Annotated in this window: 22 protein-coding genes; 9 read left to right on the top strand and 13 right to left on the bottom strand. The window is 31.7% G+C overall.

Translation table 11 applies throughout. The features are described 5' to 3' along the window. Positions 1–15: 15 nt before the first annotated feature. The 3 genes from ACVC5O_RS00735 to ACVC5O_RS00725 all read right to left on the bottom strand — a co-directional run bounded on the left by ACVC5O_RS00735 (position 16) and on the right by ACVC5O_RS00725 (position 2,677). Positions 16–1,074, bottom strand: a complete 1,059-nt coding sequence (locus tag ACVC5O_RS00735) for a hypothetical protein (protein ID WP_452219543.1) — start codon at positions 1,072–1,074, stop codon at positions 16–18. Between the two features lie 163 nt (positions 1,075–1,237). Further along, positions 1,238–1,612 (bottom strand): hypothetical protein, encoded by a 375-nt coding sequence (locus ACVC5O_RS00730; protein WP_452219542.1) that lies wholly within the window; start codon positions 1,610–1,612, stop codon positions 1,238–1,240. A gap of 96 nt (positions 1,613–1,708) precedes the next feature. Then, on the bottom strand, positions 1,709–2,677 hold the full coding sequence (locus tag ACVC5O_RS00725) for a hypothetical protein (protein ID WP_452219541.1): 969 nt from the start codon (positions 2,675–2,677) through the stop codon (positions 1,709–1,711). A gap of 117 nt (positions 2,678–2,794) precedes the next feature. Here ACVC5O_RS00725 and ACVC5O_RS00720 point away from each other — a divergent pair, with 117 nt between their 5' ends. Beyond that, positions 2,795–3,457, top strand: a complete 663-nt coding sequence (locus ACVC5O_RS00720) for a hypothetical protein (protein WP_452219540.1) — start codon at positions 2,795–2,797, stop codon at positions 3,455–3,457. 61 nt (positions 3,458–3,518) lie between these two features. Here the strand turns inward: ACVC5O_RS00720 and ACVC5O_RS00715 are convergent, their stop codons facing one another. The 3 genes from ACVC5O_RS00715 to rpsO form a co-directional block, all read right to left on the bottom strand. Continuing rightward, positions 3,519–5,213, bottom strand: coding sequence for a BspA family leucine-rich repeat surface protein (locus tag ACVC5O_RS00715; protein ID WP_452219539.1), 1,695 nt, complete (start codon positions 5,211–5,213; stop codon positions 3,519–3,521). A 101-nt stretch (positions 5,214–5,314) separates the two neighbouring features. Continuing rightward, positions 5,315–7,570, bottom strand: coding sequence for a polyribonucleotide nucleotidyltransferase (locus ACVC5O_RS00710; RefSeq protein ID WP_452219538.1), 2,256 nt, complete (start codon positions 7,568–7,570; stop codon positions 5,315–5,317). 282 nt (positions 7,571–7,852) lie between these two features. Further along, a complete protein-coding gene (gene rpsO / locus ACVC5O_RS00705) occupies positions 7,853–8,122 on the bottom strand; it encodes a 30S ribosomal protein S15 (RefSeq protein ID WP_452219537.1) in 270 nt (89 codons plus the stop codon). Between the two features lie 281 nt (positions 8,123–8,403). On the opposite strand from rpsO, the gene def reads away from it, so the two are divergent. Beyond that, positions 8,404–8,925: a peptide deformylase gene (def, locus tag ACVC5O_RS00700; RefSeq protein ID WP_452219536.1), complete on the top strand. Its 522-nt coding sequence runs from the start codon at positions 8,404–8,406 to the stop codon at positions 8,923–8,925. 79 nt (positions 8,926–9,004) lie between these two features. On the opposite strand, the gene accD is transcribed toward def, so the two are convergent. The 3 genes from accD to tamL all read right to left on the bottom strand — a co-directional run bounded on the left by accD (position 9,005) and on the right by tamL (position 13,889). Beyond that, a complete protein-coding gene (gene accD, locus ACVC5O_RS00695; protein WP_452219535.1) occupies positions 9,005–9,862 on the bottom strand; it encodes an acetyl-CoA carboxylase, carboxyltransferase subunit beta in 858 nt (285 codons plus the stop codon). Between the two features lie 308 nt (positions 9,863–10,170). After that, on the bottom strand, positions 10,171–11,238 hold the full coding sequence (gene fbaA, locus ACVC5O_RS00690) for a class II fructose-bisphosphate aldolase (RefSeq protein ID WP_452219534.1): 1,068 nt from the start codon (positions 11,236–11,238) through the stop codon (positions 10,171–10,173). A gap of 113 nt (positions 11,239–11,351) precedes the next feature. Further along, positions 11,352–13,889 (bottom strand): translocation and assembly module lipoprotein TamL, encoded by a 2,538-nt coding sequence (gene tamL / locus ACVC5O_RS00685; RefSeq protein WP_452219533.1) that lies wholly within the window; start codon positions 13,887–13,889, stop codon positions 11,352–11,354. Positions 13,890–13,959: 70 nt separating this feature from the next. On the opposite strand from tamL, the gene ACVC5O_RS00680 reads away from it, so the two are divergent. Beyond that, the gene (locus ACVC5O_RS00680) at positions 13,960–14,682 is read left to right on the top strand and encodes a TrmH family RNA methyltransferase (protein ID WP_452219532.1); all 723 of its coding nucleotides are present in this window, start codon (positions 13,960–13,962) and stop codon (positions 14,680–14,682) included. Here the strand turns inward: ACVC5O_RS00680 and porT are convergent, their stop codons facing one another. Beyond that, complete coding sequence (gene porT / locus ACVC5O_RS00675; protein ID WP_452219531.1) at positions 14,683–15,396, bottom strand: type IX secretion/gliding motility protein PorT/SprT; 714 nt, start codon at positions 15,394–15,396, stop codon at positions 14,683–14,685. 23 nt (positions 15,397–15,419) lie between these two features. Continuing rightward, positions 15,420–16,145 carry a bifunctional demethylmenaquinone methyltransferase/2-methoxy-6-polyprenyl-1,4-benzoquinol methylase UbiE gene (gene ubiE, locus ACVC5O_RS00670; protein WP_452219530.1) on the bottom strand — a complete coding sequence of 242 codons (726 nt, stop codon included), beginning with the start codon at positions 16,143–16,145 and terminating at the stop codon, positions 15,420–15,422. 115 nt (positions 16,146–16,260) lie between these two features. Between ubiE and trkA the strand changes: the two genes are divergently transcribed. The 5 genes from trkA to ACVC5O_RS00645 all read left to right on the top strand — a co-directional run bounded on the left by trkA (position 16,261) and on the right by ACVC5O_RS00645 (position 20,382). Beyond that, a complete protein-coding gene (gene trkA, locus ACVC5O_RS00665; protein ID WP_452219529.1) occupies positions 16,261–17,610 on the top strand; it encodes a Trk system potassium transporter TrkA in 1,350 nt (449 codons plus the stop codon). Positions 17,611–17,619: 9 nt separating this feature from the next. Continuing rightward, on the top strand, positions 17,620–19,113 hold the full coding sequence (locus ACVC5O_RS00660; protein ID WP_452219528.1) for a TrkH family potassium uptake protein: 1,494 nt from the start codon (positions 17,620–17,622) through the stop codon (positions 19,111–19,113). A 255-nt stretch (positions 19,114–19,368) separates the two neighbouring features. Then, a complete protein-coding gene (locus ACVC5O_RS00655) occupies positions 19,369–19,623 on the top strand; it encodes a hypothetical protein (protein ID WP_452219527.1) in 255 nt (84 codons plus the stop codon). A gap of 239 nt (positions 19,624–19,862) precedes the next feature. Beyond that, positions 19,863–20,117 carry a hypothetical protein gene (locus ACVC5O_RS00650; protein WP_452219526.1) on the top strand — a complete coding sequence of 85 codons (255 nt, stop codon included), beginning with the start codon at positions 19,863–19,865 and terminating at the stop codon, positions 20,115–20,117. Positions 20,118–20,127: 10 nt separating this feature from the next. Further along, the gene (locus ACVC5O_RS00645; protein WP_452219525.1) at positions 20,128–20,382 is read left to right on the top strand and encodes a hypothetical protein; all 255 of its coding nucleotides are present in this window, start codon (positions 20,128–20,130) and stop codon (positions 20,380–20,382) included. 192 nt (positions 20,383–20,574) lie between these two features. Here the strand turns inward: ACVC5O_RS00645 and ACVC5O_RS00640 are convergent, their stop codons facing one another. Continuing rightward, positions 20,575–21,759 (bottom strand): pyridoxal phosphate-dependent aminotransferase, encoded by a 1,185-nt coding sequence (locus tag ACVC5O_RS00640; protein WP_452219524.1) that lies wholly within the window; start codon positions 21,757–21,759, stop codon positions 20,575–20,577. 33 nt (positions 21,760–21,792) lie between these two features. After that, positions 21,793–22,887, bottom strand: coding sequence for a fatty acid desaturase family protein (locus tag ACVC5O_RS00635; RefSeq protein WP_452219523.1), 1,095 nt, complete (start codon positions 22,885–22,887; stop codon positions 21,793–21,795). A 128-nt stretch (positions 22,888–23,015) separates the two neighbouring features. On the opposite strand from ACVC5O_RS00635, the gene rsmG reads away from it, so the two are divergent. After that, complete coding sequence (gene rsmG / locus ACVC5O_RS00630) at positions 23,016–23,645, top strand: 16S rRNA (guanine(527)-N(7))-methyltransferase RsmG (protein ID WP_452219522.1); 630 nt, start codon at positions 23,016–23,018, stop codon at positions 23,643–23,645. Positions 23,646–23,679: the final 34 nt, after the last annotated feature.

Genomic DNA, 23,679 nt, shown 5'->3' with positions numbered 1-23,679 from the left:
TAATTTACTGTAATATTAGCAATTAACTATTGTAATTGTGAGTTGTATTATAAAAAACGAATTGTCTTCGGTATTAGTAATTCTTACATATAGATATTGAACATTTGGTGTACTATTAACATAAGGTTGGTCTTGAGGTATTTCGTTTAATTGCGTATTAGCGTCTTCATAGGTTTCAAAATAACCAATGGTAAATGTTTCTTCTTCATCAATTCTAAGAATATTTTTAATACAATATGTGTAATCTTCTGTTGTTATTTCTGCATAACCAGGAACGGATTCCATTTCGCAAGCCTCAAAATCAAAAGTACTACAAAGCGCATAATCGGTGTCGCAATATTGGTGTAAAACCATTGTTTTGTCTCCATTAGTAAGTTTAATAGAACTTCCGTTAAGATATTGGACTTTCCAATCAAAATTCATGTCTGTGCCAACTTCGCTTTGGGTGTTTAAACTAATATTTATATGTAATTCTCCTTCAATAAATAACGCGTTCCAAGAACCAAAATAAACACTATTATCAAATATTAATGATGTTGCTCCATCTGCTTCATTAAATACAGCTCCTAAATATGTGTTGTCTGTATTGTGAATATAGCCTACTTTCCAAACACAATTTCTTATTAATTGCTCGCAGTCATAAATTTCTTCCTCTTCTTCTAACTCTTCAATACAATTATCTATTACATCTTTTAATTCTTCATTTGTATTAATAGTAAATACAGAGCCATCATTTAAAGTAGTAGCTATTGGATAGCTTATACTTATAGAGTAATTAGGGTCTAGACTTCCTAAAAAGTCACTAAATTCTTGGTCTGTAGTTATTTGTTGCGAATTTAATAATTGTACATCTTCGTTAAATACGTAAAGAGCCACTGGATACAAGAACTCTATACACGTTAATTCGTTTTCAGTATTTTCAATATCTGCCACTCTATCTAATAGATTGTATAATTCTGAATCGACTTCGATTATATCCTCAGCATTAATAGTTGAGCCTACAGGCTCATCTTGGCAACTATGTACTGTTGTTATTAAAATAAAAATTGATAAAATTTTAAGTATAGATTTCATGATTTTTGTTTTTAGTATTTACCTATAGTCTGTAAACTTTAAAAAGGTTGCGTCTAATACCTAAAAGTTTTTCGAATTTTACTTGGTATAACCAATTAGAAATATTGTATAAAAAAAGCTTAACATCTCTGTTAAGCTTTTATATCTGTAATAGTATATGGATCTAAATTTTAATTAATTTTTTATCAAATAGGTTAATATCTTCTAACATGTCGTTAGTAAATTTAAAGTGTCCTCTTGTTGTAATTAATCTAAATTTATGAGATTTTAATGCGCTTAGCGTATTTAAAAACAACCACTTAGATTTTAATAATTTAGTTTTTTCGCTTTTTAAACTAATATCAAAATAGTGTTTTCGTCCTTCTTTAGTAGCAACAATGTCTGGTGTAATAGAAATGTCACTTCCTTTTTTTGTGTACGATTTTGGAGTTTCGTAGCCTTCTGTATCGGCTTTTATATTCTCAAAACCTCGAAGTTCTAAATAGTTAACTGAATCCTTTAAAATGTCCTTGTGTTTTTCTTTATCTGCTTTAATCATACTATAAAATATAAGAAAATAGAGCACATATGCAAGTTTTTGAGCATGTATTTATGTTTAAGTATGGCTTTAACGTCTTGGCTTTTATTAAATAATTTACTCAAAATCCAATATATGTTTTGCTTTAATTAAACTTTGTAAGGCATCAATTTTAGCGTTAATTTTATTAAAAAAACTGTTGCGTTCCTTTTCGCCAGTAGTATTTAATAATTTTGAATTTTGTAATTGTTTGTTTAAAAATACTTTGGCTTCTTTGCAAGTATAATTGTCGCTAGTTTTATAATACGACAATAACGTAAATGGCACATATAACATTTGAGTATTGGTAGTGCTTACTAAAACATTGTTGTTCATTAAATGCAATTCATTGTAATACAGTTTAAAGGATGTTGGATTAGCAACCAATTTATCTAAAATACGTTGCATTAAATCTTTTAATAAATCGCATAATTCTAAAGCAATTTTAGTACTAACTTGTCCTGCAAGATGGTAAAAATGAATTTGTTTTAACGTACTATTTACAGAGGTAATGTCCCAAATTTCTGAAGTCGTTAAATCATTATACAAACTTCCTAGCTTTTTACCAGCTTCTATTAATGAGGAGTGTACTGCAAAACTATTAAAGCTTTGAGTGGCTAATTTTGGATTTAGTAATTTGAGCCATACGTAGTATTTAAACTGGCTTAAAGTATCTCCATTAAGATTATAAAACAAGGGAATGTCTTTGGCCGAATATAAAATGGAACTCCCTTTTTGTTTTAATAAAGGAAGAAGTGAATTGTAAGAATCCTCAAAATAACGTTTTAATTCTGCTTCATTTTCAATATGTTTAGTTTTTTCAATGGTAATAAACTCATTAGAGGTAGTTTCAAATAGCCTGTCTAAGGATAAGTTATAGTATTTGGCTAAGGTTACACTTTCGTCTAAAGAAAATTTACTCTTTAAACTTACGCGTCTATGTGCTGCATCATAACTTATATCTAAAGCAGTTGCAACTGCTTCTATTGTAGAGGTGTTTTCTGGTAATTCTTTTTTTAAATGAATAAGAAATTCGGATTGAAACATCTTCAATATTACTTATAATTTGTGATAATCACAAAAATTAGTTTCGGTATTCGTGATTTATTCTATTTAAAATGCGTTTATAGCAATAATTTTGAATTAAATTTAAAACATAAACTTATGAAAAATTTAATTTTAGGATTCATTTTAATTTTTACTTTACAATGTGTTACTGCACAAAAAAATAGTTTAGAAGTTCAAAATAGTAGCGAATATTATACAGCGTATAATGAGTATTTTAAGACAGTAACCTTTAAGCTAGGCGGAGGAGTATTATTACCACAAGGCGTTTTAAAAAATTATTTTGGTGTATCTCCATTAATAGAGCTTAGTGTGGATTTCCCTGTAACCGAAACAAAATCGTTAGAATTAGCCTTGCAATTTGTAATACCAAATCAGCAAGACACTTTTAATTATGTGAGAAGTACAGATACTATTAATGCTAAAGCTTCTTTTTTGTTTAATCCAATGCTGAGGTTTAAAAAGAATTTAAGTGCTTCTAAGGCGACGCAATTACATATTGGATTAGGATTAGGAGCATCTGTAATTAAAACAGACGCTAGAAATCCTTTTTATACAGGAAGCGATTCCGACGATGAAAAGTATGAGGTAATTACAGCCTTTTTAGTGGCTCCAACATTAGATTATGTAAAAACGTTTAATAATAACGAACAGCTTACTTTTAGCTTAGGCTTTCATTATTCTCCTTATAAAATAGAAGGTGCTCTTCAGGAAAATATAGGTTCTATTAGTTTAACACCAAGAATTATGTATAGTTTCTAATTTAAAAATCCATCAAAATTTTGATGGACTTTTAGTGGGTTTATATTTCAATTCTAAAAAATTAATTAATTATAATTTTCTTTTGCGTATCGTCAATTTTTATAAAATAAACACCAGTTTGTAAAGCGCTAATGTCAATCTTTTTTAAGCTTGTATTTATATCTGTTTTAATAGATAAAACTTTCTGTCCATTCATATTATAAATAATAAATGAGTGTGATGGACTGTTTTTTATAAATATAAAGTCTGTTGAAGGATTAGGAAAAACTTCAACAACGTTTGTTTGAAAATCATCAACAGATAAATCACTACAATCTAAATCATTGTCTGTAATTGTCCAACCAAAAGTGTTAATTATATTATTTCTCGCAGTTTCACCATTGCAATAGTTGCTATTTCCTCCATGAAAATTCAAGTTATTTTGTAAAGTTAAAGTAGTCCACCCGTTTAATAAGTTATCATAATTTTCTGTAGAAAGTGTCGCGCCATTAAACATGTTGCTTAAATTAAATACAATTGAAACATCCCAGTTTCCAATAGGCTGATTAAATGCAGATGCATTTTGAAACATCCCTTGGAGTTGTTGTACATTACTTACGTCCCAATTCTCTACGTTTTGGTTGAAACTTTGAGTGTTTTTAAACATATATGACATATTTGTTACGCTACTCACATCCCAATCTCCAATGGGTTGATTAAAACTTATAGCACCATTGAACATTCCCTGCATTTTAATGGCCATACTTACATCCCAATTCTCAAGTGGTTGATTGAAAGAGGTCGCATTATCAAACATCCAATTAAAGTGCGTAACATTACTCACATCCCAATTAGTTAATGGCTGATTAAAATTTTGCGCTCCATCAAACATAGAGAGCATAGATGTCACATTACTTACATCCCAATTGTCAATAGGTTGATTAAAAGAAACCGCATATTCAAACATAGACCTCATGTGTATAACATTACTTACATCCCAATTCCCAATAGGTTGGTTGAAATCTACGGCACCTTGAAACATATAATACATAAGAGTTACTTGGCTTACATCCCAACCTCCTATTGGTTGGTTAAAGTTTTGAGCACCATGAAACATTTCGACCATATTAGTTACATTACCTACATTCCAATTACCAATAGGTTGATTAAAATCAATACACCATAAAAACATCTTGCTCATATTGGTTACGTTGCTCACATTCCAATTGTCAATAGGTTGATTAAATAAGCTAAAAGTTGGAAAATCTCCACTAAACAAACCACTCATATTTGTTACATTACTTACATCCCAATTATTTATTGTTTGATTAAAAGTAATAGCGCCTTTAAACATATTAGCCATATTTGTAACATTAGATAAGTCAGGTGCATCTGTGCTATTTACTGTTAAATTATTACAACCATAAAAAGCATTTTCCATTGAAGTCCAAGCTATATCTCCCCATTTTTTAATAGATTTTATTTTTAATTTATCTCCTGAATTATTAAAATAAATACGAGGAAATTCTCCACGGATAGCAACAGTATATAGGCCTGGAGTTGGATAGTTGTAATTGGCATTTCCAGTAACTCCAATAGTGTCAAAAACACCATCGTTATTCCAGTCTATGTCATAATTATATCCTGTGCCATAAGTTGGAATAGTAATACTCTCATTAGCTTGTGTGGTCTCCCATGTGGTTATAAAATAGTTTTGGGCAAAGCAGCTTTTTATGCCTAGTAAAAAAGTAATAAGTAGAATTGATTTTGTATTCATAATAGTATAGATTGGGATCTAATAGAATTGCAATTTAAGAATTATATAATAAAAAAGCCCAACATCTCTGTTGGGCTCTTAATTATAAAACGTTAAGAAAATTAATCTTCTTTTTTGTCTTCTCTTGGTTTTCTATCGTCACGTCTGTTATCACGACCTCTATTGTCACGAGAACCTCTGTTATCACGTCCACCAGAACGCTTGTCGTCTCTTGGTGGTCTTGCTACATAACCTTCTGGCTTTGGTAACAATGCTTTACGAGATACTTTCTCTTTTCGTGTTCTAGAGTCTATACCAAAGTACTTTACATCAAAAACGTCTCCCATGTTTACCACATCGCTTACATTTTCTGTACGTTCCCAAGCAAGTTCAGAGACGTGTAATAATACTTCGTTTCCTGGAGCATCCATATACTCAACAACAGCACCAAAATCTAACATTTTGATTACTTTTACTTCGTAAACACTACCAACTTCAGGCTTAAATAAAATAGCATCAATTTTTGCTAATACAGCATCAATACCTTTTTTACCAACACCTAAAATTTCAACAATACCTTCTTCTGTTACAGGATCTTCGTTTATAACAATAGTAGTATCTGTTTCTTTTTGCATTTCCTGAATGACTTTTCCTCCAGGTCCTATTAATGCTCCAATAAATTCATTAGGTACACGTCTTGTTACCATTGTTGGTGCATGTTCTTTAACTTCTGCATTAGGTTTAGCAATAGTATCTGTAAGTTTTTCTAAAATATGTAAACGTCCATCACGTGCTTGTTTTAGTGCATTTACTAATATTTCATACGAAAGTCCTTTTACTTTAATATCCATTTGGCAAGCTGTAATACCATCTGCAGTTCCAGTTACTTTAAAGTCCATATCACCAAGGTGATCTTCATCTCCTAAAATATCAGATAATACAGCGTATTTTCCAGAGTCAGCATCAGAAATTAATCCCATTGCAATTCCAGAAACTGGCTTTGTTAATTGTACACCAGCATCCATAAGTGCCATTGTGCCAGCACAAACTGTTGCCATAGAAGACGAACCGTTAGATTCTAAAATTTCTGAAACCACACGAACTGTATATGGACTTTCATCAGGTACCATGCCTTTTAAAGCACGTTGTGCTAAATTACCATGTCCTATTTCACGTCTTGATGTACCACGTATTGGTCTTGCTTCTCCTGTAGAAAAAGGAGGAAAGTTGTAGTGTAAATAAAAACGCTCTTCACCTTCAAAAGAAGGCATATCTAATTGGTTTGCATCTCTAGATGTACCTAGAGTTACAGTAGCTAGTGCTTGTGTTTCTCCACGTGTAAATACTGCAGAACCATGTGTTGATGGTAAGTAATCTACTTCACACCAAATTGGTCTAATTTCATCTGTTTTACGACCATCTAAACGTAAACTTTCGTTTAATGTTAAATCACGTATTGCAGCTTTTTCTGCTTTGTAATAATATTTTGAAACTAAATCTCCATAATCTTCTAATTCTTCTTCAGAAAAAGTAGCTGTGATTTCTTCTTTAACTTCTTGAAAAGCAGCGCTTCTTTCATGTTTTGATGATCCAGCTTTTGCAATTGCATACACTTTATCATAAGCCATATCATGAATTTTTTTGGCTAAATCTTCATCTTCTCTTTCTGGTTCATATTCACGAACGTCTTTTTTACCAAAAGCTTCAGCTAAACGTACTTGAGCAGCACATTGTACTTTAATTGCTTCATGAGCAAACTTAATAGCCTCTGCCATTTCTTCTTCAGAAATCTCATCCATTTCACCTTCTACCATCATTACAGAGTCTGCAGAAGCACCAATCATCATATCTAAATCAGATTCTGCTAATTGAGCACGAGTAGGATTGATAATGAATTCACCATTTACTCGACCAACTCTTGCTTCAGATATTGGACATTCAAAAGGAAAATCTGATAATTGTATTGCTGCAGAAGCTGCTAATCCAGCCATTGCGTCTGGCATAACATCATCATCATGAGACATTAACTGAATCATAACTTGTGTTTCACTATGATAATCTTTTGGGAATAATGGACGTAAAACTCTGTCCACTAAACGCATTGTTAAAACTTCACCATCACTTGGTCTTGCTTCTCTTTTAAAGAAACCTCCTGGATATCTACCAGCTGCTGCAAATTTCTCACGATAATCTACAGTTAATGGTAAAAAGTCAACAGGACTTTGTTTGTAATTGGAAACTACTGTACATAATAACATACATTTTCCTGATTGCACAACTACGCTACCATGCGCTTGTTTTGCTAGTTTTCCGGTTTCGATAGAAATTTCTCTACCATCACCAAGGTCTATAACCTCTTTAAATACTTTTGGAATCATAAATAAGTTTTAATACTAATTAAACATTGGTAGTTGTGTTGTGTAGTTGTTGTGTGCCAATGAAAAACTATTTATCCTGAAATTATTTTCAGAATTTGCTTAATCAATTTGTTGGCATTACGCTTCTAAACTTTTTGGTTTAGATTTAGCTATCTTTATTTTAAAGAGATAACCAAACTTTAACTGTGTTTAATACAGCTTTGTTACTTTGTTCGTAATACCTGTAACATTAATATTCTATATCAAAAAACCACGCTGTTAGGCGTGGTCTATATATAAAGATTATTTTCTTAATCCTAATTCTTTTACTATAGCACGATATCTTAAAATATCTTTTTTAGTTAAGTAATCTAGTAATGCTCTACGCTTACCAACTAATTTTACTAAAGAACGCTCTGTATTATAATCTTTACGATTATTTTTTAAGTGCTCTGTTAAGTGGTTAATTCTCTCAGTAAATAATGCAATTTGTCCTTCTGCAGAACCTGTGTCTTTTGCATTTTTACCATGCTTTTTAAAGAGTTTCTCTTTGTTTTCTTTTGTTAAATACATTCTAATATTATTGTAAATGATTGTTATGTAAACGAAAGCTTGTCTTTCGAGGCGCAAATATAGTGTTTTTTATTAAAAGCAAGTCTGTTTTTTTAGTAAATTTAGAAGCGTTTCTTATGTTGTTTTTTTTGATAACTTATTAATTATTATGTTTTTATATGAAAGCTAACCTCCTTAAATCTTGTTTTACTGTTATTGTGCTAGTGTTTTTTAGCTCTAGTTGTGCAAGCAGCAAAACTAAAAGTTCTAAAAATTTTACGAAAGCACAATTAGCTTTAATTATGTCTGCTAAGGCTGAGTATCCAATGCGAGTGTTTAAAATTACTAATAAAAAAGACTCCATTTTATTAAGGACCAAAAGCACTTATGTAAAGCCAGATACTACAGATGTGGTTTTAAACACATTTGTTAACAGACTTTATGCTACTGTAAGAGACAGCATGTCTTTAGGTGTTGGTATAGCTGCTCCACAAGTAGGTATTTTAAAAAATATTATTTGGGTACAACGTTTTGATAAAGACGAGTTTCCTTTTGAAGTGTATTTAAACCCAAAAATTGTTTTTTATTCTGAAGAAAAACAGACGCGTAAAGAAGGTTGTTTATCGATACCAGATAGAAGTGATGTTTTAAAATGTCGCTCAAAATCAATTGAAATTGAATACGATAAACTGAATGGTAAACATATAAAAGAAACAATCACAGATTTTACAGCAGTGATATTTCAGCATGAAATAGACCATTTAAATGGCATTTTATATTTAGATCATTTAGAAAAAGAAATAAGTGATGCTCAAAGAGAATAATTAAAGTTTTAAAATACTCAAATAAAAAAACCTCACTAGTATGCACTAATGAGGTTTTTGTTTTATAAAATGTTGTTAATTACTCTCTAATTGGCTGATTTGTAATCAAATCGATATATTGATTGACTTTGTCTTTTAAAAATTTACGGTGTGTAATAAAGTCTAAAAAACCATGCTCCAATAAAAACTCGGAGGTTTGAAATCCTTCTGGTAATTCTTGTCCTGTTGTATCTTTTACTACTCTAGGTCCTGCAAAACCTATTAGTGCTCCAGGCTCACTAATATTAATGTCTCCTAACATTGCAAAAGAGGCTGTTGTACCTCCTGTTGTTGGATCTGTACTTAAAGAAATATATGGAATTCCAGCATCTGCTAATTGTGCTAATCTTACAGAGGTTTTTGCCAATTGCATTAAAGATAATGCTGCTTCCATCATACGCGCTCCTCCAGATTTTGAGATAATCATAAAAGGGATTTTGTGTTTTAAAGCATGTGCTGCTCCACGTGCTATTTTTTCTCCTACAACACTTCCCATGGAGCCACCAATAAAACTAAAATCCATACAACACACCACTAAATCTTTACCTTTAGATTTACCTACTGCTGTACGTACTGCATCTTTAAGGTTTGTTTTTTCTTGTGCTGCTTTTAAACGGTCTGGATATTTTTTAGTGTCCTCAAATTTAAGTGGATCTTTTGAGGTTAAATTGGCATCTAATTCTTTGTATTTGTTGTCGTCAAATAAAATTTGAAAATACTCGTTACTTCCAATTCTTACGTGGTAGCCATCTTCTGGACTTACAAAAAAGTTTTTTTCGAGTTCCTTTGTATCTACTATTTTTCCTGTTGGAGATTTATACCACAACCCTTTTGGTGTGTCTTTTTTCTCGTCTGTGGAGGTATGTATTCCTTTATCTTTTCTTTTAAACCAAGCCATAAGTCGATTTACTATTTATATTTTAGAGGTGTTCTAAAAATCTGTTTAGTTAGTTTTGTTTTACTTTTTTATAAGCATACAAAATTACTCATTTTATTAATACTACTCAAAATTTGTTTTAGCTATCTGCTTTATTATTGTTTTTAAATAAAAAAAATTCCGTTTTAGAACTGTGTAAATGCAGCTAAAACGGAAGTTTTGTTTTATAAAATAGCCTTGGCTTGCGTTAAGGATCGAATGGCCTGTATGAGCTCCTCGCAGAGAGCGAGTAATGAGAGCCTGACCCTTTGGGTAACGCCAAAATTATTTTATAGTGTATTTATGTTATTTAAATCTTCGAATGCTTTTTTAAGTCGCTCTACAAATGCAGTTTCGCCTTTACGTAACCAAACACGTGGATCGTAATGTTTTTTGTTTGGTGATTCTGGTCCATCTGGACTACCAATTTGTGCTTGTAAATAGTCTGTTTTCTCAGCCATGTAATCTCTAACTCCTGTCATAAATGCGTATTGCATGTCTGTGTCGATATTCATTTTTATAACACCATAGCCTATGGCTTCGCGAATTTCCTCGACTGTAGAGCCTGATCCTCCATGAAAGACAAAATCGATATGGTTGTGTGGTAGATCATGTTTTTTAGATAAAAACTCTTGAGAATTTTTAAGAATTTTTGGTGTTAATTTAACGTTTCCAGGTTTGTAAACACCATGTACGTTACCAAATGCTGCTGCGATTGTAAATTGGTCGCTAACTTTTATTAACTCTTCGTAAGCATAAGCCACTTCTTCTGGTTGCGTGTAGAGTTTAGACTCATCTACATCGCTATTATCTACACCATCTTCTTCGCCTCCTGTGATGCCTAACTCAATCTCTAAAGTCATTCCCATTTTGCTCATTTTGGCTAAATAGTTTTTACAGATTTCGATGTTTTCTTCTAGAGGTTCTTCACTTAAATCAATCATGTGCGAGCTGTAAAGAGATTTGCCAGTTTCGGCAAAATGTTTTTCACTAGCATCTAATAAACCATCAATCCAAGGTAATAGTTTTTTTGCGCAATGGTCTGTATGTAAAATTACAGGAACACCATAAGCTTCTGCCATTAAATGTACATGTTTTGCGCCTGCAATGCTACCTGCAATAGCTGCTCTTTGATCTTCGTTACTTAACCCTTTTCCTGCGTTAAATTGTGCGCCTCCATTAGAGAATTGTATAATTACAGGAGCATTTAAAGCTGCTGCTGTTTCTAAAACGGCATTAATGGTGTTAGATCCAATTACGTTTACAGCTGGTAAAGCAAACCCTTTATCTTTAGCTAATTTAAAAATTTCTTGTACTTCTTTTCCGGTTGCAACTCCTGGTTTTATAGTGTGAGCCATTTTGTTTTTTTTAGTTGAATTGTTATCGTTTCAAAAGTAATGAAAATTGCACTATTTTATAAATAATAATTGATAAAACCACGCAATCGTTTTAGCTAATCGATTGATTTTTATTAGAAAGGATAATTAATTCCTACGTTATAGACTGCTTTATTAAAGTTGTAATCTTTAAACCATCGGTTTCCAAGGTTGTATGCAGGATCGTAGGTTTTAAAACCAATATCAAATCGAAACACGAAAAAGCTAAAATCGTAACGTATGCCAAAGCCAGAACCTACAGCAATGTCTTGTAGAGATTTTAAGCCTGTAAAGTTTGCGCCTTCAATTTCGGTGTCGTCTAGTGCATTCCAAATATTTCCTGCATCGACAAAAATAGCTCCATGAACATCGCCAAAAAGGTTAAACCGTTGTTCTACGCCAAAGGCTAATTTTAAATTAGCTTCGTTAAATTCATTATTATTTTTAGAGCTTCCTGGTCCAAGATTGTATGCAGACCAAGCACGATTGTCGTTAGCTCCACCAGCAAAAAAACTTTTTGCGAAAGGAATGTTTGTAGAGTTTCCATAAGGTATTGCAATCCCAAAATAGGAGCGAAATGCTAGCACGTTTTTTCTGCCAAAATCCCAATGTTTAATATAATCGATTTCTGGTTTTATGTATTGAGAAAAGGCAACGTCTAATATTTCGTAACGATCGCTATTATTTTTGTCCACACCAAACAGTTTAGACGCTAAGGATAATACATTTCCTGCAGATTCTAAACGCAATCTTAAAATCGAAAAGTCCTCGTCGAATAAGGTTTCTCTTCCATCTTTAACAAAGTTAAAATTGGTGGAGAATATTAGGTTATCTTCAGTTAATCGTTGTCGTCTTTGTTCAATATTAATAACATCTACTAAGTCGGCATTGGTTAAACTTACTGCAGTTGGAGTTATTGTGGCATCTGCAATAAAAGCATTTGTACCATCAGGAAACGTTAAGTTTCCATTATCATTAAAATAATTTGGGTTTACGTTATAGGATTGTGCTATAGAATTTAAAAGATTGTAGGAGGTTTGGTAAACACCAAAATAATTACCTGTGTTTAAGTTTTTTACATATTGAACATTAAATACATCTAGTCTATTAGATACTTTTTTACTAGGTCTCCATTGGTAATTAAACACGCCTTGAAATGTTTGCTTGTCTAATCCTATATTAGTTTGACTAGTAGCAGCAATACTTATTCGTGTACTTGGTAGCATGTATTTAGGGATAATCTTATCGGTTTTAAAAGGTGAAAAAAGTCTAGGAATAGTTAATTTTAAATCTACACCAATCTCATTAATATCAAAAAACTGATCGCGCTCATTTGCAGCATCTTTGGAAGCTCCAATAGATCCAATACCTGAAAGCTGAAGCGTTTCTGCACCTCTAAAAATATTACGTATTTTTAAACTTGGATTAAAAGCCAAACCAATAGTTTGGATGTTGCTTTGCGAGACTTCGGCATCAAAACCTAAAGCGAACTTTTTTAAAGGTGTTAAAAAAATATTTGCTGTAAGTGTGGTGTCTGCATTTTCAATGTATTCTATATTAGGATATTTAAAGGTTTTTAATTCGCTTAAGTGCCTGTAAGATCTTGCTCTGTCGATGTCTCTAAATACTTCATTTTTTGTGATAAAAACAGCGTCTGTTAACGCTCTTGGTCTGTAACGCATTTTATCTACACTATATAAATTATAATCTCTATATTTTAAGGAGTCTGTTATCGTTTTATTCCTGTTATTGTAAGAGCCATCAGTAAAAATATTTACTTCCTTTATTTTATATTGTTTAAAAGGGACTTTAATAATAGAATCGTTAGAGGTAATTGCTCTATTTTTTATTTGTATTTCGACATCAACTTTTTGGTTATTGTTAATGGTATCCATTTCAAAATAAACATATTCTTTATTAAAATGGTACATGCCAGAGTTTCTTAAAACGTCGGTAATTCTGTCCTGTTCATTCACAAAATTTTCGGTTTTGTATTGCGTATTGCTTTTAATTAGAGACTTCTGCTTAATTTTTTGTTTGTAAATGGTGTCTATTGTTGGTGTAGCAATTTTAGTAGTAATAGTATCTACTTTAAAAGGGGTTCCTGTATTTACTGTGTAGCTAACTTTTGCTCTTTTATCTTCTAACTTTGTGGTTTTTGAAGACGCTTCAACATTAAACCAACCATTATTCCAATAGTAAGATTTTAATCGTTTTACAGATTTTTTTGTTAAAGTATCGCTTAAAATTGTTGGCGCTTCACCAGTTTTTTTTAACCAATTATTAAAGCCTATAGCAGATTGTTTTAGTTTATTTACTTGTTTTTTTGAGAGTGATTTTGTTAAGCGTTCGCGTCTGTTTCCTTTATTTAACCAAGCTTCGAAAATAGAGTCTCTGTTTGGTCTTGCTAGATTATAAATATGTAAACGCAAAGGAACTGTGAGTAGTTTTCTGTTTGGTTTTTGGTAAATAAGATTGTTAATCGTTTCGCTATTATTTTTGGTTTCATTTACAATAATAGTATTATCAACAAGTAAGTGCTCATTTTCAGATACTCGTTTAACTGTATTACAGGACGAAAAACACCCAATAATTACAATAATTAATACTATTTTTACCAACAGTTGTTTCAAACAGATGTGTTAAATTGATTATAGACTACGATGCATTATTCTCAATGACGACCAAAAATACACTAATAAAATGTTATCAAAAAGTCAAATAAAACTAATAACGAGTTTAAAGCAAAAAAAATACCGACAAGCACACCAATTTTTTGTTGCTGAAGGCGTTAAAACTATTAATGAGCTTTTAGAGTCTTCATTTAAACTACAGTTTTTGTTTACTACGAAGTCTTTCAATAACAATGCCATTGAAGAAAATATAATTACCGAAAACGAATTAAAAAAAATAAGTTTTTTAAAAACGCCAAATCAGGCACTTGCAGTATTTAAAATGCCTGAAGAAAAACCAATAGATTCTAAAGGCTTAATTGTTGCTTTAGACAATGTTAGAGATCCAGGGAATTTAGGCACTATAATACGTCTTTGCGATTGGTTTGGAATTAAAGACTTAGTATGTAATTTAGAAACTGTAGATTGTTATAATCCAAAAGTAATACAAGCGACAATGGGTTCTATAAAGCGCGTTAATGTAAGTTATGTAAATCTTGAAACATTTTTAACTAGCTATAAGTACAATGTTTTTGGTGCTTTTATGGAAGGTGAAACTGTGTACAAAACAAACTTACCAAAAGAAGGAATTTTAGTAATGGGAAATGAAGCAAAGGGTGTGTCTCAATCTATTGAAGCCTTAGTGACTAAAAAAATTAGTATTCCAAGATTTGGAGAACTTCAAGCTACCGAAAGTTTAAATGTAGCTACTGCAACTGCTATTTTGTTGAGTGAGTTTAAAAGAAACTTGTAATTACTGAAACGTAAAGTTTATAAAAATGCCTCTAGTTTTCATGCTTGTTAAGTTTCCTGTCCATGGACTATTTGGATCCACATCTGGTACAAGCTCGTCGTTAATTGCAAATATCCCTCTAATAGAAGGTGTAAATTTAAACCAGTACAAATAGAAATCTATACCTACGCCTAGCTCGTAAAAGGTATTGTTTTTGGTCATTCTAAATTGATTATTGCTATTATCGTCTGGATTATCCTCGTTACTAGACAGGTTTAAAGCAGTAGAAATACCACCAACAATAAACGGTTTTATATTATTTACACGTTTAGTAGATAATTTAACTAATAACGGAATATGTATGTACGTAGATTTTACCTCTCGCAGTAAATCTTGGTCATTAAATTCTAGTCCTGAAAAATAACTCTCGTCGTACATTAAATTTCTAGCCGAAATTACTAAACCAGGTTCTAAACGTAAATCTACATAGTCGTTAATACGTAAGTTTCCTATTAAACCAACATTAAAACCTATTGTTTTTTCAACTTGTATATCCTTTCGGTTTTCGTTATAATCAATATTAAAATCGTAGCTATTAAATCCTAAATAATAACCCCAACTTAATCTGGCTTTATCTAAGGTTTGATTATTCTGCACACGTTCTTTACTAAATAATTGTGCAGAACACGTTTGGGAAATCACTAAAAAGGTTAATAGAAATAAGGCGTTTTTCATATTCGGTTTAATAATACTATACTCTATTTTGATGCTTTATAAATTGTTGCCACACCAAAAGTTTGAGGTAGATCTTCAACATTAATAAACCCAATATTACGCAAAATATTGTTTAACTCTTCACCATAAGGAAAAACAGAGGCAGAATCACTTAAATATTTATAAGCACTTTTGTCTTTAGAAAAGGCTTTCCCAATAAGTGGTAAAATGTTTTTTGTGTAAAATTTATAGCCACTTTTATAAAGTGGTTGTGTTGGCACAGACGTTTCTAAAATTACAAACGTACCATTTGGTTTTAGTACACGATATATTTCGGCTAAACCAGTATCTAAGGTTTCAAAATTGCGAATTCCAAAAGCAACTGTTATGGCATCGAAAGCATTATCCTCAAAAGGAAGATTTTCAGAATCACCAATAACCATTTCAATCTTATTGCTTAAGTTTTTTCTAGAAATTTTTTCTTTTCCAATCTCTAGCATGCCACTACTAATATCTAAACCTACAATTTTTTCTGCATTAGTTTCGGCAAGATTTATAGCTAAATCTCCAGTCCCTGTGGCAATATCTAAAATTGTGTTTGGTTGAGCAGCTTTAATAATATTTACTACTTTTTTTCGCCATTTAATATCAATTCCGAAGGAAATCACACGATTTAAACCATCGTAATCTCCAGAAATAGTATCAAACATTTTAGTGACCTGCTCTTTTTTACCAAGCGTACTGTCTTTGTATGGTTTTACTTTTGTCAATGTTCTTTTTTTTGCAAAGATAAGGATTACGTAGTATTAAGAAACTCGAATGCTAAATATTTGTAATCATTTAAATAACAGTTATCTTTGTGCTTCTTAATATTTAATACACACAATGAAAATAATTATTGCTGGAGCTGGTGAAGTAGGATTTCATTTAGCAAAATTATTGTCGTACGAATCACAAGAAATTACTTTAATAGATACAGATAAGGAAAGTCTAGCGTATGCAGATAATCACTTGGATATTAAAGTTATACGTGGAGATGCGACAAGTATTGCTATGTTAAAAGAGGCTAAAATAGATAGTAGTGATTTGGTAATTGCTGTAACGGCTTCCGAAACTACAAATATTACAGTGTGTGTGCTTGCCAAACAATTAGGCACTAAACGAACCATTGCAAGGATTTCTAATACTGAATTTATTACACATAAAGACGAAGTAGGTTTTACTAGGTTTGGTATAGATGAATTGATTTCGCCAGAAGCATTAGCTGCTTCGGAAATTTCGTTACTACTTAATCAATCTGCTTTTAACGATAGTTATGAGTTTGATGAAGGTGCTTTAACAATGGTAGGCTTAAGTTTGTCTAGAACAGCATCGTTTGTCGGCAAAACAGTTAAAGAAGCAGCACAATTATTTTCCGAAATACATTTTGTGCCAATCGCCATTCAGCGTTTTGGAACACAATATACCATTATACCAAGAGGAGATACACAATTTAAAGAAGGTGATAATGTTGTGTTTATTACTAGCGAAGGTGGAGGAGATGAGTTGTGTAAAATGACTGGTAAAAGCAATACAGATTTAAAAAATGTAATGCTACTTGGAGGGAGTAAAATTGGTTATAAAACCGCTAGAGAATTATCTAAAACAGGCTTTAATATTAAGTTAATTGAAAAAGATAAAGAACGCGCTTTTGATATTGCAGATGAGCTTGAAAAAGTACTAGTAATAAATGGAGATGGTAGAAATGTAGATCTTTTAGACGAAGAAAACATAAGCGATATGGATGCTTTTATTGCAGTTACAGGAAACTCCGAAACCAATATAATGTCTTGTTTAGTTGCCAAATCTAAAGGCGTTAAAAAAACCATTGCATTAGTGGAAAACATGGATTACCATGAATTGTCACATTCCATAGGTATTGATACTTTAATTAATAAAAAGCTTCTGGCAGCAAATAATATATTTAGATATATACGTAAAGGAGAAGTAATAGCCATGACAAAACTTAACAATATGAATGCCGAATTGTTAGAGTTTAACGTAAAGTCAACCTCATTAATCTGTAATAAATATATAAAGGATTTAGATTTTCCGCGTTCTGCAATTATTGGAGGTATTGTTAGAGATGGAAAAGGATTAATTGCCTTAGGCGATTTTAGAGTGCAAGAAAACGATAAAGTGGTTGTATGTTGCTTACCACGTTCTATCAAACGCGTAGAAAAAGTGTTTTTATAATTTATTTAAATGAAACTTAACTATAAAATTATATTTCACTTTTTAGGATTGCTCCTAATTTTTAATGGAGGTTTTATGCTCCTGTCTGCATTAATAAGTTTAATTTATAAAGATGGTGTAACTATACAAATAGCATTAGCAGGCTTAGCTACTATTTTTGCAGGAGCAGTTGCGATGTTAAACACGCGTAATCACAAAAAAGAAATGAATAAACGCGAAGGTTACATTGTAGTGACCTTTGGATGGATAGTTATGGCATTATCTGGCGCTTTGCCTTATGTTTTTACTAATGCGATTCCTAATTTTACCGAAGCTTTTTTCGAAACCATGTCTGGTTACACCACCACAGGAGCTTCTATTTTAAACGATATAGAAATTGTGCCAAAAGGCGTTTTGTTTTGGCGTAGTACAACACATTGGATTGGTGGCATGGGAATTATTGTACTCGCAGTTGCTATTTTACCTTTATTAGGTATTGGTGGTATGCAGTTGTTTGCTGCAGAAGCTCCAGGCCCAAGTGCAGATAAATTACATCCTCGTATTACAGACACAGCCAAACGTTTATGGCTTATTTATTTTGGCTATACTGCTGCCGAAACTATTTTGCTTAAAGTCGCAGGAATGTCTTTTTTCGATGCTATAAATCATGCGATGAGTACCTTATCCACAGGAGGATTCTCCACTAAAAATGCAAGTGTTGCACATTGGAACGATAAGCCAATAATACAATACATTATAATTGTATTTATGTTTTTAGCAGGTACAAACTTCGTACTAAGTTATTACGCGTTTAAAGGAAAAGTACAGAAAATTTTTAGAGACGAAGAGTTTAAACTCTACTTTAAATTTATAGCCTTTTTTACAATTGTAGCAGCTATTATTATTTATTACAGAGCAGATTTAGGATTGTCTAGCATAGAGCATCCAATGGTGTTTGGTAAAGCCGAAAGTGCTTTTAGGCATGCCTTGTTTCAAGTAATAGCGATAATAACAACTACTGGATTTGTAAGTGCAGATTATACGTTGTGGACTCCTTTTTTAGTGGTGTTCTTTTTTGGAATTATGTTTTTAGGTGGTTCTGCTGGTAGTACCTCTGGTGGTGTAAAAGTAGTACGCCATTTAGTATTAATTAAAAATGGCTTTTTAGAATTTAAACGCACACTACATCCTAATGCGATCTTGCCAGTACGCTACAATAAAAGAGCAGTGCCAAGAGAGATTGTATTTAATATTCTTGGGTTTTTTATATTGTATATGATTGCTTTTATTGTTGGCGCTTTAGGATTTTCTATGATGCAAATAGATTTTCAATCTGCGATAGGTTTAGCAGCTTCTAGTTTAGGTAATGTTGGACCAGCTTTAGGCGATTTTGGACCAGTAAATAATTACGACGCGTTGCCACCAATAGGCAAATGGTGGTCTTCTTTTTTAATGCTAATAGGTCGATTAGAGTTATTTACTGTATTAATATTATTAACGCCTTTTTTCTGGAGGAATAGGTAATTTATTTTTATGATTATAATTAATAAAATTGCATTTTTAGTATTGTTTCTTTCTCTTTCTTTAGGACTCATTGTAGTATTATTTGAAAATAATTTTCAACTTAAAAGTTTTAGTTTTTTAATACTTTTTGCAATAGTTATAAGTGTTTTGATTTTTATTAAAGAATTGAGAAAACCCAACACTAAAAAGTAACACCACTGTAACAATTTAATATCTGGTTCGTCTTTATTATACAAACCAATTAAATTTTATATCATGGAATTAGTAATTACACCACAAGATTTAGAGCCACTTCCCATACAGGAAATCGACACAGTAACACAACCTTTAGGATTTTTAACTTCGCAATATAAAGAAGAAGTTAAACACAACTTTTTTAATGCAAAGAAGACCTCTCTTTTTGGTATTAAGCAACGCATAAAAAGCAAAAGCTACGCAACTTGTTGTAGTATGAGTACACTTTTAAAAGTGACTTTATTTGTTATTCTTACTTTAATAGCGTTGTATTAAATTTACTTTCTTTCTATAATTTTTTTAGAATAATTTGTAACAATTTAAACGTATTGGCTACTTATACTATAAAGCAGCTTTTATTGGATTGTTAACTGATACTCTTTGAGCTAACCTCAAAATTCATCTTTTATATGTTACGCAGAAAGCGAGAATTCACAAATTCTTGTCACAGCTTTCTACTGTCTAAACTTAACAAATTAACTCCGAATGTGCTTTGGAAAAAATACCTAGAAACTATGGGAGTAGAAGGAGCGATGATGCAAGCGAACCAATCGAATAAGTATAACAAAAGCTTAATTGAAAGGCGAAAAAAAGACAAAGACTTAACAAGAATCTATGCTCATATAAAAGTTGAGTTTCCAGAGTCTAAACCAGAAGAAGTGATTCGTATTCGCAAAAAAATGCAAGTAGAAAACAAAAACAGACTACTAAAACGTGTGTTGTTATTTGTTGTTTTATGTACTGTTTTGCTTCTATTATTAACGCTTTAAAACTAAAACTATGCCTTTAGGAGAATCCATGCTACTAACGCTTAAAAACAATAAAGATTTAATACGACTTAAAAAGAAGCTATTAAACCCTTTTATTGGAAAACGAAGCGTTAAAGACGTGTCACTTTTTAATTTCCCAAAAGCAACACCAGAGTTGTTAGAAAAAATTAGATTACAAAAACAAATAGACCAAAAAGAGGAAACCATACAATCGCTAATTAGCGTTATTGTAGTTCTAATACTTATAATTATATTATTATTTTAATAGAAATTAAATGTAATTTATTAGTATGTGTCTGGTCGAGCGCAGTCGAGACCTCTTTAAATGTAGATAATTAGTAATTTCTCGACTGCGCTCGAGGAGACGTTTTAAAATTTATTTTAGTATGGATTTAAAACAAAAAGACCTTCAGTTTAAAACTAAAGGTCTTTTGTATATATAATAAAACTATTGTTTTTAACTTACAACGTCTTTAATACGTTGTATCGCTTCTTTTAATTGTTCTTGACTTGTTGCATAACTAATACGAATACAATTAGGATTTCCAAACGCTTCACCAGTTACAGTCGCTACAAGTGCTTCTTCTAATAAATACAAAGAAAACTCTGTAGCGTTGTTTATCGTTTTTCCACGTAATGTCTTCCCGAAGAAATAAGACACATCCGGAAATACATAAAAAGCACCTTCTGGGATATTGTTATTAAAGCCTTTAATGTCGTTAAGTAAATCTAATACTAAATCTCTACGTACTTTAAACTCATCGATCATAAATTGCACTCGCGAAGGCGACTCATTCAAAGCAGTAATTACAGCGCGTTGAGCAATACAATTTGCACCACTTGTTACTTGACCTTGCATTTTATTGCAAGCACGAGCAATAGCATCTGGAGCACCAAGATATCCAATACGCCAACCAGTCATTGCAAAAGCTTTAGACACACCATTAATAGTAATCGTTCTATCGAACATTCCATCAATTTCTGCCATACTTACGTGTCCACCAACAAAGTTTATGTGTTCGTAAATTTCATCAGAAACGACATAAATATTTGGATGTTTTTTTAAGACTTCAGCTAAAGCTTCTAATTCTTCTCTGCTATATACAGATCCACTTGGATTGCAAGGTGAAGAAAACCAAAGCATTTTTGTTTTTGGTGTAATGGCTGCTTCTAATTGTGAAGCTGTCATTTTAAAATCGGTATCTATAGAGGTTTGCACTTCTACAGGAATACCTTCAGCAACTTTTACAATATCAGAATAACTTACCCAATATGGACAAGGTAAAATCACTTCGTCACCTGTATTTAAAAGTACTTGCGCAACATTATATAAACATTGCTTGGCTCCTGTGGAAACCACTATTTGCGGTAAGGTATAGTTTAAGTTATTATCTCTTTTAAATTTAGTAATAATAGCCTGTTTAAGTTCTACATAACCATCTACAGGTGTGTAACTGTTATAATTATCGTTTATAGCTTGTATTGCAGCTTCTTTAATATAATCTGGTGTATTAAAATCAGGTTCTCCCAAACTTAAACCAATAATATCTTTTCCTTCTGCTCTTAATTCTCTGGTTTTAGCAGCCATTGCTAAAGTTGCAGACGTTGACATGTTTATTATTCTGTCTGAAAGTAAACTCATCGTAAATTGTTATTTAGAAATGTAAAAAGGTAATTACGCCATACTAGGTTTTGTACCTAATACTTTTAATTGTTGGTAATGCTCTGCGATTGCTTTCCAGATAGTGTTGTATTCGTTATAAGGTAGGCTGTATTCTTGTGCAGTTTCTTTAACAATTTTAGCTATATTTTTATAGTGTATATGGCTAATATGAGCAAATAGGTGGTGTTCTACTTGCCTGTTTAATCCTCCAGTATAAAACTCTACTAACCAGCTTTTTGGCGAGAAGTTAGATGTTGTATATAATTGGTGAATAGCCCAAGTATTTTTCATATTGCCATTTTCGTCTGGTAAAGGCATTTCTGTATTTGGCATAACGTGTGCTAATTGAAACACTACACTTAAAATAATTCCTGCTGTATAATGCATAATTAAAAAGCCTATTAAAACCTGCCACCAAGCATAACCTAAAGATAAAGGTAAAACCACCCAAATAGAATAATACACTATTTTACCAATAATTAATTTAGTCCATTGTGTTGCTGGTTTTGGAAAATCACCATAAGATAATTTTCTTTTTAAATACACGTATGTTTGCTTAAAATCTGTAGTAATTGCCCAGTTTACTGTTAGTAATCCATATAATAAAAAAGCATAATACTTTTGGTATTGATGAATTTTTAACCACTTAGAGTGCTTAGAAAAACGAATAATTCTACCTGCATCAATATCTTCATCATGACCTTCAATATTAGTATATGTATGGTGTAAAACATTATGTTGTACTTTCCAATTATAATCGTTACCAGCTAATATGTGTATGCTGCTTCCCATTAATTTGTTTACCCATTTTTTGCTAGAAAAAGATCCATGATTAGCGTCGTGCATCACATTCATGCCAACACCAGCCATCCCAACACCAATAACCATCATTGATATAATTTGTAGCCAAGTTGGTAACTCAACAGTTAGTAATAATATTAAAGGGCCAAGTAATAATGTAAACATTATTATAGCTTTAATGTACAACTTCCAATTACCTGTTTTTTTTATATTATTTTCTTTAAAATAAGAGTTTACTCGTTTGTTTAATGTGCGGAAAAACTTAGCAGAATCCGTTCTTGAGAATGATAAGGTTTGCTTTGTCATAAATTTAATTTTATATAATAACGTATAAATTTAACGAATCATATTTTTTACAAATATAATTAATAAACAGTCCAAAAGAGTAAAAATATAGTGTTAAAAAAGCATATTTTTGCACAAATTGTAAACAGATGGAGCTTATACTAAAGTACTTTCCTAATCTTACAGAAGACCAAAAGCTTAAGTTTGAGCAGTTGGAAGCTCTGTATAAAGATTGGAATCTAAAGATAAATGTGGTATCTCGCAAAGATATTGACGAGTTGTATTTACGCCACGTTTTACACTCTTTGGCAATTGCAAAAGTGATTGAGTTTAAGCCAGGAAGTAAAATTATGGATGTTGGCACAGGAGGTGGATTTCCTGGTATTCCATTGGCTATTTTGTTTCCGGAATGCTCAATTCATTTAGTAGATAGTATTGCTAAAAAACTAAAAGTGGTAGATGAAGTGGTTGAAGGTTTAGCGCTTACCAATGTAAAAACAACACATACTAGAGTTGAAGAGATTAAAGATACTTACGATTTTATAGTAAGTAGAGCAGTAGCAGCCATGCCCACTTTTGTGCATTGGATTAAAGGTAAAGTTGCTAAAAAACAAAACCACGAGCTTAAAAATGGGATTATATATTTAAAAGGTGGTGATTTAACTGAAGAGCTTCAGGATTATAAAAGCGCAACCGTTTATGCGATTTCAGATTTTTATACTGAAGCATTTTTCGAAACTAAAAAAATAGTGCATTTGCCAATTAAATTTAAGGGCTAGTTTGTTGTTATAACAGAAGAATAGTAATGATTCT

The sequence above is a fragment of the Lacinutrix salivirga genome (assembly GCF_053604675.1).
Note: the sequence above shows the minus strand (reverse complement) of the source record. Positions and strands in the feature narration are given on the sequence as shown.

Excerpts from the sequence above, each read along its gene's own strand:
- ACVC5O_RS00650 (WP_452219526.1), top strand. The coding sequence starts at position 19,863 with ATGGGAGTAGAAGGAGCGATGATGCAAGCGAACCAATCGAATAAGTAT.
- ACVC5O_RS00655 (WP_452219527.1), top strand. The coding sequence starts at position 19,369 with ATGGAATTAGTAATTACACCACAAGATTTAGAGCCACTTCCCATACAG.
- ACVC5O_RS00635 (WP_452219523.1), bottom strand. The coding sequence starts at position 22,887 with ATGACAAAGCAAACCTTATCATTCTCAAGAACGGATTCTGCTAAGTTT.
- ACVC5O_RS00715 (WP_452219539.1), bottom strand. The coding sequence starts at position 5,213 with ATGAATACAAAATCAATTCTACTTATTACTTTTTTACTAGGCATAAAA.
- ACVC5O_RS00725 (WP_452219541.1), bottom strand. The coding sequence starts at position 2,677 with ATGTTTCAATCCGAATTTCTTATTCATTTAAAAAAAGAATTACCAGAA.
- rpsO (WP_452219537.1), bottom strand. The coding sequence starts at position 8,122 with ATGTATTTAACAAAAGAAAACAAAGAGAAACTCTTTAAAAAGCATGGT.
- ACVC5O_RS00645 (WP_452219525.1), top strand. The coding sequence starts at position 20,128 with ATGCCTTTAGGAGAATCCATGCTACTAACGCTTAAAAACAATAAAGAT.
- ACVC5O_RS00720 (WP_452219540.1), top strand. The coding sequence starts at position 2,795 with ATGAAAAATTTAATTTTAGGATTCATTTTAATTTTTACTTTACAATGT.
- accD (WP_452219535.1), bottom strand. The coding sequence starts at position 9,862 with ATGGCTTGGTTTAAAAGAAAAGATAAAGGAATACATACCTCCACAGAC.
- trkA (WP_452219529.1), top strand. The coding sequence starts at position 16,261 with ATGAAAATAATTATTGCTGGAGCTGGTGAAGTAGGATTTCATTTAGCA.
- rsmG (WP_452219522.1), top strand. The coding sequence starts at position 23,016 with ATGGAGCTTATACTAAAGTACTTTCCTAATCTTACAGAAGACCAAAAG.
- ACVC5O_RS00660 (WP_452219528.1), top strand. The coding sequence starts at position 17,620 with ATGAAACTTAACTATAAAATTATATTTCACTTTTTAGGATTGCTCCTA.
- ACVC5O_RS00680 (WP_452219532.1), top strand. The coding sequence starts at position 13,960 with ATGTTATCAAAAAGTCAAATAAAACTAATAACGAGTTTAAAGCAAAAA.
- def (WP_452219536.1), top strand. The coding sequence starts at position 8,404 with ATGTCTGCTAAGGCTGAGTATCCAATGCGAGTGTTTAAAATTACTAAT.
- ACVC5O_RS00640 (WP_452219524.1), bottom strand. The coding sequence starts at position 21,759 with ATGAGTTTACTTTCAGACAGAATAATAAACATGTCAACGTCTGCAACT.
- fbaA (WP_452219534.1), bottom strand. The coding sequence starts at position 11,238 with ATGGCTCACACTATAAAACCAGGAGTTGCAACCGGAAAAGAAGTACAA.
- porT (WP_452219531.1), bottom strand. The coding sequence starts at position 15,396 with ATGAAAAACGCCTTATTTCTATTAACCTTTTTAGTGATTTCCCAAACG.
- ACVC5O_RS00735 (WP_452219543.1), bottom strand. The coding sequence starts at position 1,074 with ATGAAATCTATACTTAAAATTTTATCAATTTTTATTTTAATAACAACA.
- ACVC5O_RS00710 (WP_452219538.1), bottom strand. The coding sequence starts at position 7,570 with ATGATTCCAAAAGTATTTAAAGAGGTTATAGACCTTGGTGATGGTAGA.
- ACVC5O_RS00730 (WP_452219542.1), bottom strand. The coding sequence starts at position 1,612 with ATGATTAAAGCAGATAAAGAAAAACACAAGGACATTTTAAAGGATTCA.